Raw genomic sequence first — 15,889 nt, 5'->3', positions numbered from 1 at the left:
TCGATAAGCCGTGTGCGGGAAAACCGCACGCACGGTTTGAAAGGGGGATGGGGAACCAGGGCCGCTACGCGGCTCCTGCGCCCCTGACTACCAATGAGTCACCCCTGGGACGAGATCGCGCTCGCCGAGCTGCGCGAGCGCCACAGCGCCAAGTGGCGCCGCTACCCAGCCGACGTGCTGCCGGCCTGGGTGGCGGAGATGGACCTGCCACTGGGCAGAGCCGGTGAGGGCGGCCTTGGCGGACCTGGTCCGAAGGTCGGACACCGGTTACATGGACCCGTTCAGCAACCGGACGGCGCGGGCCGGGCCGGCTTTGCCACGCGCGCCTGTGGCCACCAGGTCGACCCGTCGGCGGCCCGTGTCGTGCCGGACGTCGTCCGCGGGCTGGAGGCGGTGCTGGCGGTGACGGCGCCGACCGGCGCGCCGGTCGTGGTGGACGCGCCCAGCTACCCGCCGTTCGTTGATGTGCTCGCCGTCACCGGCCGGCCCATGGTGCGGGTGGCCCTGGTCCGAGGGGCCGACGAGCGCTGGGTGCCGGACCTGCAGGCCGTCGAGGCCGCCTACGCGTCCGGGGCCCGGGTGCACCGGCTCTGCAACCCGCACAACCCCACCGGCACCGTGCTGCGCGTCGACGAGCTGCTGGACCCCGCCGACCTAGCCGACCGCTACGGCGTGCGGGTGGTCGCCGACGAGATCCACGCTCCCCTCGTGCGCGAGGGCGTGCGGTTTCATCCGGTCGCCTCGCTTGACCACCCGGTGGCCCGACGGGGCCGTCACCTTGGCCTCGGCGTCCAAGGCCTGGAACCTGGCCGGGCTGAAGTGCGAGTTGCTGCTTGGCGGACCGGACGGCGGAGCTGAGCTGCTCGGAGCCCTCCCGAAGGAGGTGACCCTGGCTCCTTCGCTGTTCGGCCAGGTGGCCACCGAGGCGGCGCTGGAGCACGGTGGCCCCTGGCTGGCCGAACTGCGGGGCTACCTGGACGCAGGCGCGGACCGGCTCGACGAGCTGGTCAGCGAGCACCTGCCCGACGTCCGCTGGACCCGCCCGGAGGGCACCTACCTGGCCTGGCTGGACTGCCGTGCCCTCGGGCCCGAGGGGGACGAGGAGGTCGACCCGGCCACCGCGTTCCTTGAGCGGCGGCGGGTGGCACTCGGCGTCGGCACCGACTTCGGACCGGAGAGGGCGGGGCACGTGCGGCTGACCGCGGCGGTGCCGCGCCCGTTGCTCGAGGAGGTCGTGCGTCTGATGGCGTCCGCCCTGCCCCACCGGCAGGCGGGCGGCCCGGCCGGCTCGCCGTCCCCGCTAGTCGGGGGTGCCGGGCCGACGCAGCCGTTTGACCTCGGACCGCCGCTTCTTGCCGGCGATGCGCTTCTCGACGGAGGCCTTGGTGGCCCGGGTCGGTCGCCGTGCTCGTGGGGGAGGAGCGATCGCCGCGGCCAGCTCCTCGACCAGGCGACGCTCGGCCGCCTCGCGGTTGCGCAGCTGGGAACGGTGCTCGGACGCCGCGACCGACAGCACACCGTCCACCAGCCGACCGGCCAGCCGGCCGAGCGCCCGCTGACGCAGCAGCGGGCTGAGCGCCCGCGAGTGCGCTACGTCGTACAGCAGCTCGACGCGCGAGTCGGTCGTGTTGACGCCCTGGCCGCCCGGGCCCGAGGACCGGGAGAAGCGCCAGGACAGCTCGGCCTCGGGGATGTCGACCGAGCCGCGGACGTGCAGGTCGCCGGGCACGCTCCCAGTCTGCCGGGCTGGCCGCTTGCCGCGCTGGAGGGCCCTGCCAGAATCGTGGGGTGCCGGACCGGAGTTGGGACAGTTTCGTCGCGCTGGGGGACTCGTTCACCGAGGGGCTGGACGACCCGAGCGGCGACGGCGGCTACCGGGGCTGGGCCGACCGGGTCGCCGAGTCGCTCGCGGCCCAGCAGCCCGGGTTCCGGTACGCCAACCTGGCCGTGCGCGGGCGGCTGCTGGGCGACGTCGTCCGCGACCAGGTACCCGCGGCGGTCGAGATGCGGCCCGCGCTGGTCAGCCTGGTCGGCGGGGTGAACGACATCCTGCGGCCCCGGGTGGACCTGGCCCTGGTGGGCCTGCAGCTCGAGGACGCGGTCCGTCGGCTGCGCGAGTCGGGGGCGGAGGTGCTGCTGTTCGTCGGGGTGGACCCTTCCCGGCGGTCCCGACTCATGCAGCGGCTGATGCCGCGCATCCACGCGCTGAACGAGATCGTCGAGACGACGGCATCGGTCTACGGGTGCCGGGTCGCCTCGCTGTGGCAGGCCGAGGTGTTCGACGACCAGCGGCTGTGGAGCCCGGATCGGTTGCACCTTTCGAGTGAGGGACACCGCCGGGTCGCTGGCGCCGTCCTGGAGTCGCTCGGCTACGGGGACGACTCGTGGCGTGAGCCGCTGGCGGTGGCCGGTGCGGTCGGTCCGCCGTCGCGCGCAGCGACGCTGCGTGAGGACGCCCAGTGGGTGCGCCAGCACTTCGCGCCGTGGCTGGTCCGACGGGTCCAGGGCAAGTCGTCCGGTGACGGCATCAGCTCCAAGCGCCCCGACCTGACCCCGCCCTGACCCCAGTCGGTCAGTCGATGCGGACGACGCCGTGGGGGGTGCTGAAGTGGACGGCGACCAGGCCGGGCTCCTCGTCGTCCACCCACTCGATCCGCTGGCCGTCCACGACGTTGCTGGTGGGTCCACCGAGCCACAGCTCGACGGCGTCCTCGTCCCCGCACAAGTCGAGCCGGTCGATGGCGATGTCACCGCTGGCCCCGGCTGACGGGTGGTGCTCGGCGTCGGTGAGCCACTGGATGAAGAACGGCAGCTGCGGGTCGGCCATCAGACCCTTCACCCCGATCTGTCGCCAGCGCAGGTCGAAGCCGTCCGGCCGGTGCCGGTTGCCCTCGACCGCCGGCCGGCCGAGCCGCTGCTCCACGGAGGTCAGGTCGTCGACCGCGACCACCCAGCCGAGCCAGCCACCGCCGAGCTCGGCCCGCTGCCGCACGGCCTGTCCGAACGGGGCCCGGTCGGCCGCCGGGTGGTCGAGCGCGGCGACCACCTCGAGGTACTTCCCGTGGGCCACCGGAAGCACGAAGTTGCGGGTGCCGAAGCGGGGGTGCAGGCCACCGTCGGTGAGCGGCGCTCCCAGCAGTGCCCCGATGCGCTGGACGACGTCTGCGAGGTGCTCGGGACTGGTGGCGTACGAGACGTGATCGAGGCGCATACCCCGATCCTTCACCATCTTCCTGGAGCCGGTACCCCCGGGGGTGCTCAGTGCAGGGCACGGACGGCGGCGACGGTGTCCGACTCGGCCGCCGTCTTGTCCGGGCGGTACCGGAGCACCCGGGCGAACCGCAGGGTGAGCCCGGACGGGTACCGGCTGGACGACTGCACCCCGTCGAAGGCGACCTCCACGACCAGCTCGGGCCGAACCCGAACCTGGGACCGGTCCTGGTCGACCGCCCGGGCCAGCAGCTGTTCGGTCTGCCAGGCCAGCAGCGCGTCGGTGAGTCCTTTGAAGGTCTTGCCCAGCATCACGAAGCCGCCCGGCGGCCCGTAGCTGCCGTCCGGGTCGCGCGCGCCCAGGTGAAGGTTGGACAGCACCCCGGTGCGCCGGCCATGCCCCCACTCGGCTGCGAGCACGACCAGGTCGAGCGTGTGCACCGGCTTCACCTTCACCCAGCCGGCGCCCCGCCGGCCCAGCGCGTACGGCACGCTCAGCGACTTGGCCACCACCCCCTCGTGGCCGCGTGCCACCGCTGCCGCGAAGAACCGCTCGGCCTCCTCGGCCGATCCGGTGACCAGCCGCGGCACCCGCAGCGCCGCCGGGACGGCAGCCTCGAGCGCGGCCCACCGCCCGTCGCCCCGCTCGGCCACCAGGTCGTCGCCGTCGACGTGCAGCGCGTCGAAGAAGAACGCCGACAGTGGGACCCGTTCCCGCGCCACCGCCACGTCCAGTCGGCGGCCGACCCGGCTGCCGGTCACCTGGAACGGAAGCGGCCGCCCGTCCGGAGCCAGGGCGATCACCTCACCGTCGAGCACCAGCGATGAGCCAGGGAGTGCCAGCACCTCCTCAGCGAGCTCGGGCACCCGCTCGGTGATGTCGTCGAGGGTGCGGGTGAACACGCTCACCTCGCCGTCCAGCCGGTGCACCTGCACCCGGATCCCGTCGAGCTTCCACTCCAGCCCGCCCACCCCGCCGACCCGCTCCAGCGCGTCGGACGCCGACCCGGCGGACTGTGCGAGCATGGGTCGCAGCGGCTGCCCGGGACGCAGTCGGAACCGGGCCAGCCCGGCGGACCCCTCAGCGAGCACGGCTGCGGCCACCGGCGCCACCGCTCCCGCCAGCGTCACGGCGCCGCGCACGGCCGGCTCGCCGACGCCCCCGGCCGTGGCCACCGCCGCGAGCAGCACCCCCTCGAGCGCCCCCTGGCGCAGCTCGCTGCTGACCAGCCCGGTCAGCAGCCGCTGCTCGCCGCCGGTGGCCCTGGCCAGCAGGTCGTGCAGCTGCCGGCGGCGCTCCAGGGCGGCTCCGGCCCCGCTCACCGCCGCGATCCGGTCGAAGGCCCCGTCGACCTCGAGCAGCTCGAGGGTCGCGGTCTCCGCTGCAGCAGGAAGGTCACGCAGGGCGGCGTACCCGACCCCGCTGCGGCGCTGGGTCAGCTGGCCGCTGAGGTAGGCCACCAGGACGGGCACGTCGCCAGGGCGGGCCCGGCGCAGCAGGTCGGCCACCAGCCCGACCTTGGCGGACCTCGACGCAGTGGCGGCGACCAGGTCTGACGTCTGGGCGACCGCTGCGAGCAACATGTGCCGATTGTGCCGGGCACCGGTGACAGCGGGGGGCCGGCGCCCGTCACACGGGGCGATTGCGCCATCCGGGTGATACGGGACCCGTGTGAACCGGTCGAACCGGACAGGAGCCTGCCTCTCGACCGAACGGATCCCACCGTGAGCCGCTCCCGACTCGGCACAGTCGTGCTGGCCCTGGCGATCGCCCTGCTCGGCTCGTTGGTCGCAGTCCCGTCCGCGCAGGCGGCACCCGGGGACACGATGGTCGCCTCGGTGAACGCCTCCCGCCGGGCCGCCGGGCTGGCGCCGTACGCCGTCCGGGCCGACCTGGTCGCGGTCGCGCTGGGGCAGGCGCAGCGGATGGCCGCCTCGAACCGGCTGTACCACAACCCGAACCTGGCCACGGATGTGAAGAACTACGCGTGGGCAGGCGAGAACGTGGGCTACGGGCCGGACCTGGTGACCCTTCACCAGGCCTTCATGAACAGCCCGGCACACCGGGCCAACATCTTGTCGGCCCGGTTCACCGAGATCGGCATCGCCGTGGTCGCCAAGGACGGCGTGCTGTGGGTGGCCGAGGTGTTCCGGCGGCCGTGGTCGGCCGGCAGCACCGCGAGCACCGCGGCCAAGACGACGACCAAGACGACGACCACGACGACCGCGCCCCGACCGGCCGCGACGAAGACGGCCGCCAGCAAGGCGGCGGCCGCCCCGGTCAGGAGCGCCACGCCGAGCCCCCAGCCGGTCGCGGCGACGCCGACCCAGCCGCCGGTCGTGCCGACAGCCGCGTCGACGGCCCCGAAGCCGACCGCCGCGCCGCCGGCCCCGGCTCCGGCCCCGAAGCGGGACATCACCTGCGCGGCCACCCCTCAGGTGGCCACCAGCATCCAGCAGCTGATCGACGAGGAGCACACCGTGCGTCAGGTCGAGCAGCTGCAGCGGCTGGTGACCGGCTTCCAGTGCGGTTCGGGACTGGCGACTAGCGGGGTCCTCGACCAGGACACGCTCACCGCGCTCGCGAAGACAGCGGCCTGACTCCCGCCGGCTGAGACCCTCCTGACACACTACGGGCATGCAGGAGGAGATTGCGGAGCGTGTGGTGGGGCGGCTGCGAGAGCGTGACGTGTTCGCCCACGTGGCGCGCCCGGCGGCCTTTCGGTTCGGCGTCCGGGTCGTCCTGCCGGACGGCCGTGAGGCGATCTGGGACACCGATGGCGCGGCCGGTCTGGAGGCCCAGGTGATGCTCGACGGCGTGCTGGTCGGCTTCGTCCCCACCATCCCCGGCTCGGAGGACTTCGACGAGGACGCCGTCGTCGACGCAATCGCCGGAGCCGACTACGGAAACGGCGTGTGAACCAGTCGTAGGGTGAGGGCCATGGATCGTGCTGCGCAGATGATCGCGTCGGAGGAGGCGCACGGCGCCCACAACTACCATCCGCTGGCCGTGGTCGTGTCCGAGGCGGAGGGCGCCTGGGTCACCGACGTCAACGGCAAGCGCTACCTGGACATGCTCTCGGCGTACAGCGCACTGAACTTCGGGCACGGGCACCCCCGGGTCATCGCCGCACTGGAGGCGCAGCTGCACCGGGTGGCCCTCACCTCCCGGGCGTTCTACCACGACCAGCTCGGCCCGTTCTGTGAGGAGCTGGCCGACCTGGCCGGCCTCGACATGGTGCTGCCCATGAACACCGGCGCCGAGGCGGTCGAGACCGCGATCAAGATCGCCCGCGCCTGGGGGTACCGCGTCAAGGGGGTCCCGAGGGACCGGGCCCGGATCGTCACCTGCGCCGGCAACTTCCACGGCCGGACGACGACCATCGTGTCCTTCTCCACCGACCCGACCGCCCGGGACGACTTCGGGCCGTACACGCCCGGGTTCGACACCGTGCCGTACGGCGACCTGGAGGCGCTGCGGGCGGCGCTGGCCGACGACGACGTGGTGGCCTTCCTGGTCGAGCCGGTGCAGGGCGAGGCCGGCGTGATCGTGCCGCCGGCGGGGTACCTCACGGCCGCCCGGCAGCAGTGCGACGAGCGCGGCGTGCTGCTCGTGGCCGACGAGGTCCAGTCCGGGCTGGGCCGCACCGGCAAGACCTTCGCCTGCGAGCACGAGGGCGTGCAGCCCGACCTGTACGTACTTGGCAAGGCGCTCGGAGGCGGGGTGCTCCCGGTGTCGGCTGTGGTCGGACGCCGAGAAGTCGTCGGGGTGATCCACCCCGGCGAGCACGGCTCCACGTTCGGCGGCAACCCGCTGGCCGCCGCGGTGGGCCGCGAGGTGATCGCGATGCTGCGAACGGGGGAGTTCCAGCAGCGTTCCGCCGAGCTGGGGGCGCGGATGCTGGCCCGGCTGCGCGACGAGGCCCCGGACACGGTCAAGGAGGTCCGCGGCGTGGGGCTGTGGGCCGGCATCGAGCTGCTGCCCGGCGCCGGGGAGGCCCGGGCGCGGTGCGAGGAGCTCCTCCGGGCGGGGGTCCTGGTCAAGGACACCCACCACACGACGCTGCGGCTGGCCCCGCCACTCGTCATCGACGAGGCCGACCTGGACTGGGGCGTCGACCGGGTGCTGAGCGCCCTTCGCTGACGCTCGCCGTCCACAGCCCGGGTTCGTCCACAGCGCGGATCCACGGCCGGAGCTCCGGGCGGTGCCGCCCGCAGGCTCGTCGGCATGACCTACGACAAGCAGTCTCATGACGGTTCCACCGCTGTCCGGCTGGCCCCCGAACGGGTGTGGGTCAGAAGCCCGGGCGAGCTCATCGCCGCGGTGCCCTACCTGCTCGGCTTCGTCCCGGTCGACAGCCTCGTGGTCGTGGTCCTGGGCGGCGTCTGCCACGAGGTGGTGCTCATCCAGCGGGGCGACCTGGGCGGGCTCACCCCGCGGGTGCAGGCCCAGCTGGCCGGTGCCACCCGCCGGTCCGGCGGCGACTCCGCGGCGCTCATCCTGTTCGGCGCTGTCGGCGAACAGGCGGCGGCCTGGTCCGTCGGCAGCCGGCTCGAGGCGGAAGGAGTCCGGCTGCTCGACGTCCTGCAGGTCCACAGCGGGCGCTGGACGTCGCTGCTGTGCGACGATCCCACCTGTTGCCCGCCCGGGGGCCGGCCGCTGCCGGAGGCCGGCACGACGGTCGGCGAGGCCACGCTGGCGTATCTCGGGCTCGCTGTGGAGCCGGCCCGCGAGCAGGTGGCGGACCGGCTCGCCGCCGACCCGCCCGAGCGGCGGGCGGCCGTCCGGGCCGAGCTGGACCGGGTGCCGGACGGCAACCCGGCGGACGACCTCGACGTGGTCCGGGCGGCGATCCGCCGCGTCCCCGACGGTTCGGTCGCTCCCGCGCTGGCGGCGCGGTGCCTGGCCGCGATCGCCGACTTCCGGGTCCGCGACTGCCTACTGGACACCTCGGTGCGGGCCGACGCGGACGCGGCCGCGCGGCTGTGGGCGGAGCTGACCCGCTGCGCCCCCGACGGGTACGTGGCCCCCGCGGCGGTGCTGGTCGCCGTGGCCGCCTACCTGGCCGGTGAGGGGGTGCTCGCCGCGGTGGCCCTCGAACGGGCCCAGACCGACGACCCCGACCACCTGCTGGCCGCGCAGCTGTCCGTGCTGCTGGCGAACGGCTTCCCGCCGGCGGACGTCCGCCGGGTGCTGGTGCGCTCGGCCCGGGAGTCGCGGCGCCGGCTGCGGGGGGCCAGGGCCGGCCGCCGCTCGAGCTGACTCGAGTTGACGGCTGCCCAGCCCTCTCGGGGTGGACTGGTGAAGGGGAGTACGCCGGAAGTCGTCCCGTCGTCACTACGGCGCAAGCCCGGCGGGCGGGTCCCACGAGTGACGTGGGGCTTGGGGGAGACCGGATCGTTGACGACGATTCCGGAGGTTCCCCACAGTGGATGTCCCCATCTGGTCCTGGGCCGCGGTGCTGGCCGTCATCCTGACGATGCTCGCGGTCGACCTGTTCAGCCACCGCGACGCGCACGTGGTCGGCGTCAAGGAGGCCGCCGCCTGGTCGGCCGTCTGGGTCGCGCTCGGTGTCGCCTTCGGCGGCGTGGTCTGGTGGCAGTACGGCGCTGACCTGGGCGCGCAGTACCTCGCCGGCTATGTGATCGAGAAGTCGCTGGCCGTGGACAACGTCTTTGTCTTCGCGATCATCTTCGGCTACTTCGCGGCGCCCCGTACGTACCAGCACCGGGTGCTGTTCTACGGGGTGATCGGCTCTACGGGGTGATCGGCGCGCTCGTGCTGCGGGCGGCGTTCATCGCGGCCGGCTCGGCCCTGATCGCCAGCTTCGCCTGGGTCCTGTACCTGATCGGGGCGTTGCTGGTGTTCAGCGGCATCACGATGGCCCGCCAGCGCAGCGAGCACGTCGACCCGTCGCACAGTCGCACGCTTCGGCTGTTCCGACGGCTGGTGCCCTCCTCCGAGACCAACGACGGGGCCCGGTTCTGGACCCGGGTCGACGGGCGGCGGCTGGCCACCCCGCTGCTGGCCGTCCTGGTCCTCGTCGAGGTCACCGAAATCGTCGTCGCGGTGGACTCGATCCCCGCCATCTTCGCGGTCACCCAGGCGCCGTTCCTGGTGTTCACGTCCAACGCCTTCGCGATCCTGGGGCTGCGGGCCATGTACTTCCTGCTGGCGGACCTCATGCACCGGTTCGTCCACCTCAAGCTCGGGCTCGCGCTCGTCCTGGTCTGGGTCGGCGCGAAGATGCTGCTGCACGACGTGTCAAGATCCCGACCTCGGCAGCACTGGCCGTGGTCGACGGAATCATCGCCGTCTCGGTCACCGCCAGCCTGCTGATCACCCGCGGCCAGCGGCCGGTCGTCGAGCCGACCTCTGACGCCGCCCATCCGAACGAACCCGCCCCCGCCGGCACTGTCGTCGGCTCCTGAACGTTCCCATCCCAAGGAGGAGTCATGGCCAAGACCGTCGTACGAGCCAGCCGCGCCGCCGTCCCCGCACTCACGGACGACGGACGCAGGCTGCTGGAGCAACGACTTCAGCGACTGCGGAAGGAGACCCTGGTCGACCTGGGCTCGCTGCTGGCCGACCCGCAGCGTGACGAGCGGCTGGTCAGCGACTTCGAGCGCGTGCTGGGCGAGGCGGACGCCATCGAGGCGCTGCTCGCCGCCGCTGAGCGGCTGCCCGAGCCCGACCCGCGCATCGTGCAGCAGGGGTCGCGGGTCGTGATCGAGGTTTCCGACGGCACCCGGGAGCGGCTGCGGATCGTCCACCCCGCCGAGGCGTTCCTCGACGACGAGCGGGTGTCCTGCGAGTCGCCGGTCGCGGTGGCGCTGCTCGGGGCACGCGTGGGCCAGACCGTGGTCGTGCAGGCGCCCGCGGGCACCTACTCGGCGCGGGTGGTGGACCTGGTGGACGTCGCGGCGGTCGCCTGACCGGGCCGGATCAGGCCGGTCAGGCCTGGGCGCGGTCCGGGCTGGTGGCGTCCTCGAGGGCGGCCAGCAGTTCGTCCCGCTCGGCGGTCAGTGCGTTCAGCTGGTCGCGTTGGTCGGCCAGCCGGGACTCCGCGTTGGCCACCGACTGAGCCAGCTCGGCGATGGTGGACTCGGCCTCACGGTGCCGGATCTGCCAGTCCTGGGCCTGGTTGGCGTTGCTGCGGGCCTGGGCCTCGGCCTTCTGCACGGCCTCGGCCGCCTGGGCCTGGGCCTGCTGGATGGCCGACTGCGCCTGCTGCGCGTACGCGACGGCCTGTGCCGCCCTGGTCTCCGCAGCGGCTCGCTGCTGCTCGCTGGCATCGAGGAGCGAGCGCAGCGCGCGGGTCTCCTCGGACGGGTCGAAGCTGGCCGGCTCGGCGACGGCCGGCACCTCGACCGGGTCAGCCGCTGGCGCGAGCGAGGTGAACGGGTTGGGGTACTCCTCGTCGACCACAGGCTGCCGCTCCTCGGTGGCCTCGTCGGCGGGTGTGGCGGCCGGCTCGGCCTCCTTGCGGGCCCGGCGCAAAGACATGCCCAGGAACTTGCGGGGGGTGTCCTCGGCGTCGGCAGCGTCCGGCGTGAACTCCGAGACGGGCTCCGCGACGCTGTCCACGGGTGCCTCGGGCGCGGCCAGCGGCTCGAGCAGGGGCACGACGGCCTCCGCCGCGGGCGGCTCGAGCGCCCCGGCCGGCTCCTCGGGCGGCGGAGCCGTCGGCTTGGCGGCCTTGCGGCCGGGCAGGACGTCGATCGCCGGGCGCGCGATCGCGCCAGCCATCTCAGCGTCGTACAGCTCCGCGGACATCGGACCTCCACCGGCCTGGGTAACCCGTCGTCCGGGGTATCGGTCGATGCTGCCGCGGGCTTGACCCCACAGATCACCCGGCTGTCGGCGGTCGCTACGACGCGTCGGTCTCCCGCCGGACGGCGATCCACTCGTCCACGCCCGACCATGCGTCGTAGAGCCACTCCACCTGCGCGGACCGCCCGACCGGCACCCCGTCGTGCGGCTCCACGAACCCAGGCCAGGTGCAGCACTTTGTGCTGCGGGATCGCCGTCCAGACGTCGCGCAGGCGGTCCAGCTCGTCCAGCCCGCTGTGCGCGACCAGGACGACGTCGGCCCGCGGGTTCGCGGCGATCGCGGCGAGCACCCCGCCGGGCTTGGGCGCCAGCACGTACTGCATCGCCTCGGCCCGGTCCGCCAGCCCCAGCCGTCCCTGCTCCCGCAGAAAGCTGATGGCCCGCTCCCGGCGGCCCTCGGTGAAGACGCCGCCCTCCGGGAAGATCAGGAAGGCGTCCAGCGTTCCCATCGTGGCGGACAGCTCCGCGATCGCCGCGGTCACGTCGTCGCGGCCGTCGCCCCCGGTGTGCACGGACCGGGTGGGCAGCCGGTTGAGGACGACGTCGATGAACGGGTCCAGCTGCAGCGTGTCCTTGAGCACGATGCGCGACCGGCGGCCGGCCCAGCTGAGCACCTCGTGCACGAGCAGGAACGAGTCGCCCGGTCCGGCCTGCCGGCTCATGATGATCAGCGGCCGCTCGGGCGTGGCCGGGTTGCCGTCGTCCCCGAGCCGTGGGCCGTCGGTCTCGATCCGGAGCACGAACAGGCGGCATCCCGCGGCGTGGAGCGCGCGGAGGCACCAGCGCAGCAGCGCGCAGTGCGCCGTGACGAAAGAGGGGGAGCGCAGCTTCCAGCCGAACCCGCTGCCCACCCACAGGCCGAACGCCGCGGTCAGCCCGACCAGCTCCATGAGCAGGTGGACGATGCCGAAACCGGCCAGCCGCAGGGCCCGCCAGCTGCCGGGCAGCTGGTACGACAGCAGCGCCGCGGCCAGCAGGATCAGCGGCACGTACGCGACCAGGCCGACTGCGGCCAGGATGACGACCGGACCGATGACCAGCCGGCGCAGCCAGTACGGAGGCAGCCAGAGCGTCCCCCGGCACCGCCCGGCAGGGCGTCGAGGTAGGCCTCGGCGCTCCGGTAGGACCGCGCGATCCGGCTGGCGATCTGGGAGAAGTTTCGGTACCGCAGCTGGGCCGGGTCGTTGTAGCGCAACGCCTCACCGGTCGGGAGCACGTGCGCGACGACGCCGTCCGGCAGTGCGTCGAGGTCCCCCGCGAACCGGTGCCGGCGGGAGATCTCGAAGGCCACCATGGCGACCTCCCAGGGGCGCCGCGGCGCGCTGAGCGGCTGCTCCACCCGCCCGACCTGCAGGACGTAGATCTCGGTGGTGCCCAGTTCGACCGCGCGACCCAGCGGGATTGAGTCGACCACGCCCCCGTCGATGTAGTGCTGGCCGTCGATCTCGACCGGTGGCAGCATGCCAGGCACGGCGCAGGAGGCCAGGTCAGCGGGCACGAGCGGCCCGGAGTCGAAGTACCGGGCGGTGGCCGACTCGATCTCGGCGGCGACGCACTGGAACGGCACGGCGAGCTGCTCGAAGGTGTCCACCGGAAGCGACTCGCGCAGCAGCCGGCGCAGCGGCGCATTGGAGTGGGCGTGGGTCCGGGTGCGGGCCAGCGTCTGCAGCCGGCTGAACATTGACCCGCCGAGGACGTCGCTGTCCTGGATGGAGGTCCATTCCTCGGTGAGCCGCCGCACCGCGGCGGCCGTCGGTTCGGCGGGCCACGAAGGCCCCGTTGATCGCTCCGATCGAGGTGCCCACGATGAGGTCGGGGACGACAGACCGCTCGACGAGCGCGCGCAGCATCCCGACCTCGTGGGCCCCAGATGACCCCCGCCGCCGTGGACGAAGGCGACGCGTCCGGTCACCCGTCCATCCTGGCGCACCCACGACCGGCACGGGGTGTCTAGCGGCGTCTCAGCATTTGAGACGGCCCTGCCGACGGATGGACACGCCCGGACCCCGTCCGTATCCTCGACTTCGTGACCACCGTCCCGGCTTCGCGCGCCGCCGTCCGCCCCGTGGGCGCGATGGCGATGTTGTGTGCGCGAATGTGTGCCGGCGCGACGTGTGGCTGCATGCGCCAGGCCTGACCTTTCCGGCCCGCCCCCAGCACACACGAAGGCGACCCCCTCGGGGTCGTCTTCTCGGCGTTTGCCCGCCAGCCCCGCACCTCCACCGCCCGCACCCACACCCACGGAGACCCTCATGACCGACACCCAGGCCGGCTGGTCGTTCGAGACCAAGCAGATCCACGCCGGGCAGATCCCCGACGACACCACCAACGCCCGCGCGCTGCCGATCTACCAGACCACCTCGTACACCTTCCGGGACACCGACCATGCCGCCGCGCTGTTCGGGCTGACCGAGCCGGGCAACATCTACACGCGGATCATGAACCCCACGCAGGACGTCGTGGAGCAGCGGATCGCCGCGCTCGAAGGCGGGGTGGGCGCGCTGCTGCTGTCCAGTGGGCAGGCCGCCGCGACGCTGGCGATCCTCAACCTGGCCCAGGCGGGCGACCACGTGGTGTCCTCTCCGTCGCTGTACGGCGGCACCTACAACCTGCTCCACTACACGCTGGCGAATCTGGGCATCGAGGCCACCTTCGTCGACGATCCGGACGATCTGGAGTCGTGGCGCCGCGCCGTCCGGCCGAACACCAAGGCGTTCTTCGCCGAGTCGATCTCCAACCCGAAGAACGACATCCTCGACATCTCGGCGGTGGCCGCGGTCGCGCACGAGAACGGCGTCCCGCTGATCATCGACAACACGGTGGCCACCCCCTACCTGATCCGCCCGTTCGAGTGGGGTGCCGACATCGTCGTCCACTCGGCCACGAAGTACCTGGGCGGGCACGGCACGGCGGTCGCCGGGGTGATCGTGGACGGCGGCACCTTCGACTGGGCCGCCGCGCCGGAGCGGTTCCCCGGGTTCAACACCCCCGACCCCAGCTACCACGGCCTGGTCTACGCGCAGGCGCTCGGCGCGGCCGCGTACATCACCAAGGCCCGGGTCCAGCTGCTGCGCGACCTGGGTCCGGCCGTCGCTCCGTTCAACGCGTTCCTCATCGCGCAGGGCCTGGAGACCCTCAGCCTGCGCATCGAGCGGCACGTGGCCAACGCGCAGCGGGTGGCCGAGTGGCTGGACAAGCGCGACGAGGTCGAGTCGGTCAGCTACGCGGGGCTGCCGTCGTCCCCCTGGTACGAGCGCGGCCGGAAGTACGCGCCGAAGGGCACCGGCGCGGTGCTGGCCTTCGAGATCAAGGGCGGCATCGAGGCGGGCAAGCGGTTCGTCGACGCACTCGCGCTGCACAGCCACGTCGCGAACATCGGGGACGTGCGGTCGCTGGTCATCCACCCGGCGTCGACCACGCACTCCCAGCTCACCCCGGAGGAGCAGGCGGCGACCGGCGTCACCCCGGGTCTGATCCGGCTGGCCGTCGGCATCGAGGGCATCGAGGACATCCTTGCCGACCTCGAGGCCGGGTTCCGCGCGGCGAAGGGCTGAGCCCATGCCCCTGTCCTACGACGGCCCCCCTCCCGCCAGCGCCGCCTGGCGCGAGGGCGACCACCCGGGTGCCCGCGAGTTCGTCGACCTCGGGCCGCTCGCGCTCGAGGCCGGCGGCGGACTGCCGTCGGTCCGGGTGGCGTACGAGACCTGGGGCACCCTCGACGAGCAGCGGTCCAACGCCGTCCTCGTGCTGCACGCGCTCACCGGCGACTCGCACGTGGTGGGTCCCGAGGGGCCCGGACACCTGACCGGTGGGTGGTGGCAGGGACTGATCGGGCCGGGCGCCCCGATCGACACCGACCGGTGGTTCGTGGTGTCGCCGAACGTGCTCGGAGGCTGCCAGGGGACGACGGGGCCGTCGTCGGCGGCCCCGGACGGCCGCTCGTGGGGCTCCCGGTTCCCACGGATCACGGTGCGGGACCAGGTCGCCGTCGAGGTCGCGTTCGCGGACGCGCTGGGCATCGACCGCTGGGCCGCCGCGATCGGCGGGTCGATGGGGGGCATGCGGGCGCTGGAGTGGGCCGTGGCGCACCCGGCCCGGGTGGGCGCCCTGCTACTGCTCGCCGCCGGGGCCGCAGTCACCCCCGACCAGATCGGCACCCAGTCCGTTCAGGTCATGGCGATCCGCTCGGACCCGCGGTTCCGGGGCGGGGACTACTACGACGCCCCGGCGGGGCAGGGCCCGCACGAGGGCATGGGGCTGGCCCGGCGCATCGCCCACTTGTCGTACCGCTCCGAGACCGAGCTGGACCTCCGGTTCGGGCGCGACCCGCAGGGCACCGAGGACCCGCTGCGGGGCGGGCGCTACGCGGTGCAGTCCTACCTGGACCACCATGCCGACAAGCTGGCGCGCCGCTTCGACGCCGGGACCTACGCGGTGCTGACCGAGGCGATGAACACCCACGACATCGGCCGCGGGCGTGGTGGGGTCGCGGCCGCACTGGCTCGGATCACAGCAAGGGCAGTGGTCGCCGGGGTGGACTCGGACCGGCTGTATCCGCTGCGGCTGCAGGAGGAGCTGGCCGAACTGATCCCGACCTGCGACCAGCTAGAGGTGATCGGCTCCCCGTACGGGCACGACGGCTTCCTCATCGAGATCGACGCCGTCGGCCGGCTGGTCCGCGAAACCCTCGCCACATCGCTCAGCTCCCGCCCCCCAGCCGCTCCTGCCTGACCCTCGCCACCCCTGCGCCCGGCCGGCCCAGACCGGCCCTCCTTCCCATGATCGCCATAAGGGGACGGAATCTGCCCGTGGACGGCGCCATCGGCGGGGAAGAACCCGGCCTGC

General features: G+C 73.3%; 13 protein-coding genes and 2 pseudogenes. 10 read left to right on the top strand and 5 right to left on the bottom strand.

The features are described 5' to 3' along the window. Nucleotides 1–93 precede the first annotated feature (93 nt). Nucleotides 94–858, top strand: coding sequence for an aminotransferase class I/II-fold pyridoxal phosphate-dependent enzyme (locus tag VIM19_11170; protein ID HEY5185439.1), 765 nt, complete (start codon nucleotides 94–96; stop codon nucleotides 856–858). A gap of 442 nt (nucleotides 859–1,300) precedes the next feature. Here the strand turns inward: VIM19_11170 and arfB are convergent, their stop codons facing one another. After that, nucleotides 1,301–1,729 (bottom strand): alternative ribosome rescue aminoacyl-tRNA hydrolase ArfB, encoded by a 429-nt coding sequence (gene arfB / locus VIM19_11165; GenBank protein HEY5185438.1) that lies wholly within the window; start codon nucleotides 1,727–1,729, stop codon nucleotides 1,301–1,303. Nucleotides 1,730–1,788: 59 nt separating this feature from the next. Between arfB and VIM19_11160 the strand changes: the two genes are divergently transcribed. Then, nucleotides 1,789–2,562, top strand: coding sequence for an SGNH/GDSL hydrolase family protein (locus tag VIM19_11160; protein HEY5185437.1), 774 nt, complete (start codon nucleotides 1,789–1,791; stop codon nucleotides 2,560–2,562). A gap of 10 nt (nucleotides 2,563–2,572) precedes the next feature. Here VIM19_11160 and VIM19_11155 read toward each other — a convergent pair whose 3' ends face one another. Beyond that, nucleotides 2,573–3,211: a VOC family protein gene (locus VIM19_11155; GenBank protein HEY5185436.1), complete on the bottom strand. Its 639-nt coding sequence runs from the start codon at nucleotides 3,209–3,211 to the stop codon at nucleotides 2,573–2,575. A gap of 47 nt (nucleotides 3,212–3,258) precedes the next feature. Beyond that, on the bottom strand, nucleotides 3,259–4,794 hold the full coding sequence (locus tag VIM19_11150) for an ATP-dependent DNA ligase (GenBank protein ID HEY5185435.1): 1,536 nt from the start codon (nucleotides 4,792–4,794) through the stop codon (nucleotides 3,259–3,261). 141 nt (nucleotides 4,795–4,935) lie between these two features. On the opposite strand from VIM19_11150, the gene VIM19_11145 reads away from it, so the two are divergent. The 6 genes and pseudogenes from VIM19_11145 (at nucleotide 4,936) to VIM19_11120 (ending at nucleotide 10,146) form a co-directional block, all read left to right on the top strand. Continuing rightward, complete coding sequence (locus tag VIM19_11145) at nucleotides 4,936–5,811, top strand: CAP domain-containing protein (protein HEY5185434.1); 876 nt, start codon at nucleotides 4,936–4,938, stop codon at nucleotides 5,809–5,811. Nucleotides 5,812–5,848: 37 nt separating this feature from the next. Next, on the top strand, nucleotides 5,849–6,130 hold the full coding sequence (locus VIM19_11140; GenBank protein HEY5185433.1) for a hypothetical protein: 282 nt from the start codon (nucleotides 5,849–5,851) through the stop codon (nucleotides 6,128–6,130). A gap of 21 nt (nucleotides 6,131–6,151) precedes the next feature. After that, nucleotides 6,152–7,354: an ornithine--oxo-acid transaminase gene (gene rocD / locus VIM19_11135; protein ID HEY5185432.1), complete on the top strand. Its 1,203-nt coding sequence runs from the start codon at nucleotides 6,152–6,154 to the stop codon at nucleotides 7,352–7,354. 84 nt (nucleotides 7,355–7,438) lie between these two features. Continuing rightward, nucleotides 7,439–8,473 carry a DUF4192 domain-containing protein gene (locus tag VIM19_11130; protein HEY5185431.1) on the top strand — a complete coding sequence of 345 codons (1,035 nt, stop codon included), beginning with the start codon at nucleotides 7,439–7,441 and terminating at the stop codon, nucleotides 8,471–8,473. A gap of 166 nt (nucleotides 8,474–8,639) precedes the next feature. Beyond that, nucleotides 8,640–9,642: pseudogene (locus tag VIM19_11125) on the top strand (TerC family protein). A 24-nt stretch (nucleotides 9,643–9,666) separates the two neighbouring features. Next, a complete protein-coding gene (locus VIM19_11120) occupies nucleotides 9,667–10,146 on the top strand; it encodes a GreA/GreB family elongation factor (GenBank protein HEY5185430.1) in 480 nt (159 codons plus the stop codon). Nucleotides 10,147–10,165: 19 nt separating this feature from the next. Here the strand turns inward: VIM19_11120 and VIM19_11115 are convergent, their stop codons facing one another. Together VIM19_11115 and VIM19_11110 are read right to left on the bottom strand one after the other, a co-directional pair. Beyond that, a complete protein-coding gene (locus VIM19_11115; GenBank protein HEY5185429.1) occupies nucleotides 10,166–10,987 on the bottom strand; it encodes a hypothetical protein in 822 nt (273 codons plus the stop codon). A gap of 1,156 nt (nucleotides 10,988–12,143) precedes the next feature. Then, a pseudogene (locus VIM19_11110) lies at nucleotides 12,144–12,956 on the bottom strand (patatin-like phospholipase family protein). Nucleotides 12,957–13,296: 340 nt separating this feature from the next. On the opposite strand from VIM19_11110, the gene VIM19_11105 reads away from it, so the two are divergent. Next, complete coding sequence (locus VIM19_11105; GenBank protein HEY5185428.1) at nucleotides 13,297–14,598, top strand: bifunctional o-acetylhomoserine/o-acetylserine sulfhydrylase; 1,302 nt, start codon at nucleotides 13,297–13,299, stop codon at nucleotides 14,596–14,598. A 10-nt stretch (nucleotides 14,599–14,608) separates the two neighbouring features. Then, a complete protein-coding gene (locus VIM19_11100; GenBank protein HEY5185427.1) occupies nucleotides 14,609–15,775 on the top strand; it encodes a homoserine O-acetyltransferase in 1,167 nt (388 codons plus the stop codon). Nucleotides 15,776–15,889 lie beyond the last annotated feature (114 nt).

Source organism: Actinomycetes bacterium (genome assembly GCA_036510875.1).
Lineage (GTDB): Bacteria > Actinomycetota > Actinomycetes > Prado026 > Prado026 > DATCDE01.
Note: the sequence above shows the minus strand (reverse complement) of the source record. Positions and strands in the feature narration are given on the sequence as shown.

Bases quoted from the DNA above. Each gene is read 5' to 3' on its own strand.
- VIM19_11170 (HEY5185439.1), top strand. From the start codon at position 94: ATGAGTCACCCCTGGGACGAGATCGCGCTCGCCGAGCTGCGCGAGCGC.
- VIM19_11155 (HEY5185436.1), bottom strand. From the start codon at position 3,211: ATGCGCCTCGATCACGTCTCGTACGCCACCAGTCCCGAGCACCTCGCA.
- VIM19_11150 (HEY5185435.1), bottom strand. From the start codon at position 4,794: ATGTTGCTCGCAGCGGTCGCCCAGACGTCAGACCTGGTCGCCGCCACT.
- VIM19_11140 (HEY5185433.1), top strand. From the start codon at position 5,849: ATGCAGGAGGAGATTGCGGAGCGTGTGGTGGGGCGGCTGCGAGAGCGT.
- rocD (HEY5185432.1), top strand. From the start codon at position 6,152: ATGGATCGTGCTGCGCAGATGATCGCGTCGGAGGAGGCGCACGGCGCC.
- VIM19_11130 (HEY5185431.1), top strand. From the start codon at position 7,439: ATGACCTACGACAAGCAGTCTCATGACGGTTCCACCGCTGTCCGGCTG.
- VIM19_11120 (HEY5185430.1), top strand. From the start codon at position 9,667: ATGGCCAAGACCGTCGTACGAGCCAGCCGCGCCGCCGTCCCCGCACTC.
- VIM19_11115 (HEY5185429.1), bottom strand. From the start codon at position 10,987: ATGTCCGCGGAGCTGTACGACGCTGAGATGGCTGGCGCGATCGCGCGC.
- VIM19_11105 (HEY5185428.1), top strand. From the start codon at position 13,297: ATGACCGACACCCAGGCCGGCTGGTCGTTCGAGACCAAGCAGATCCAC.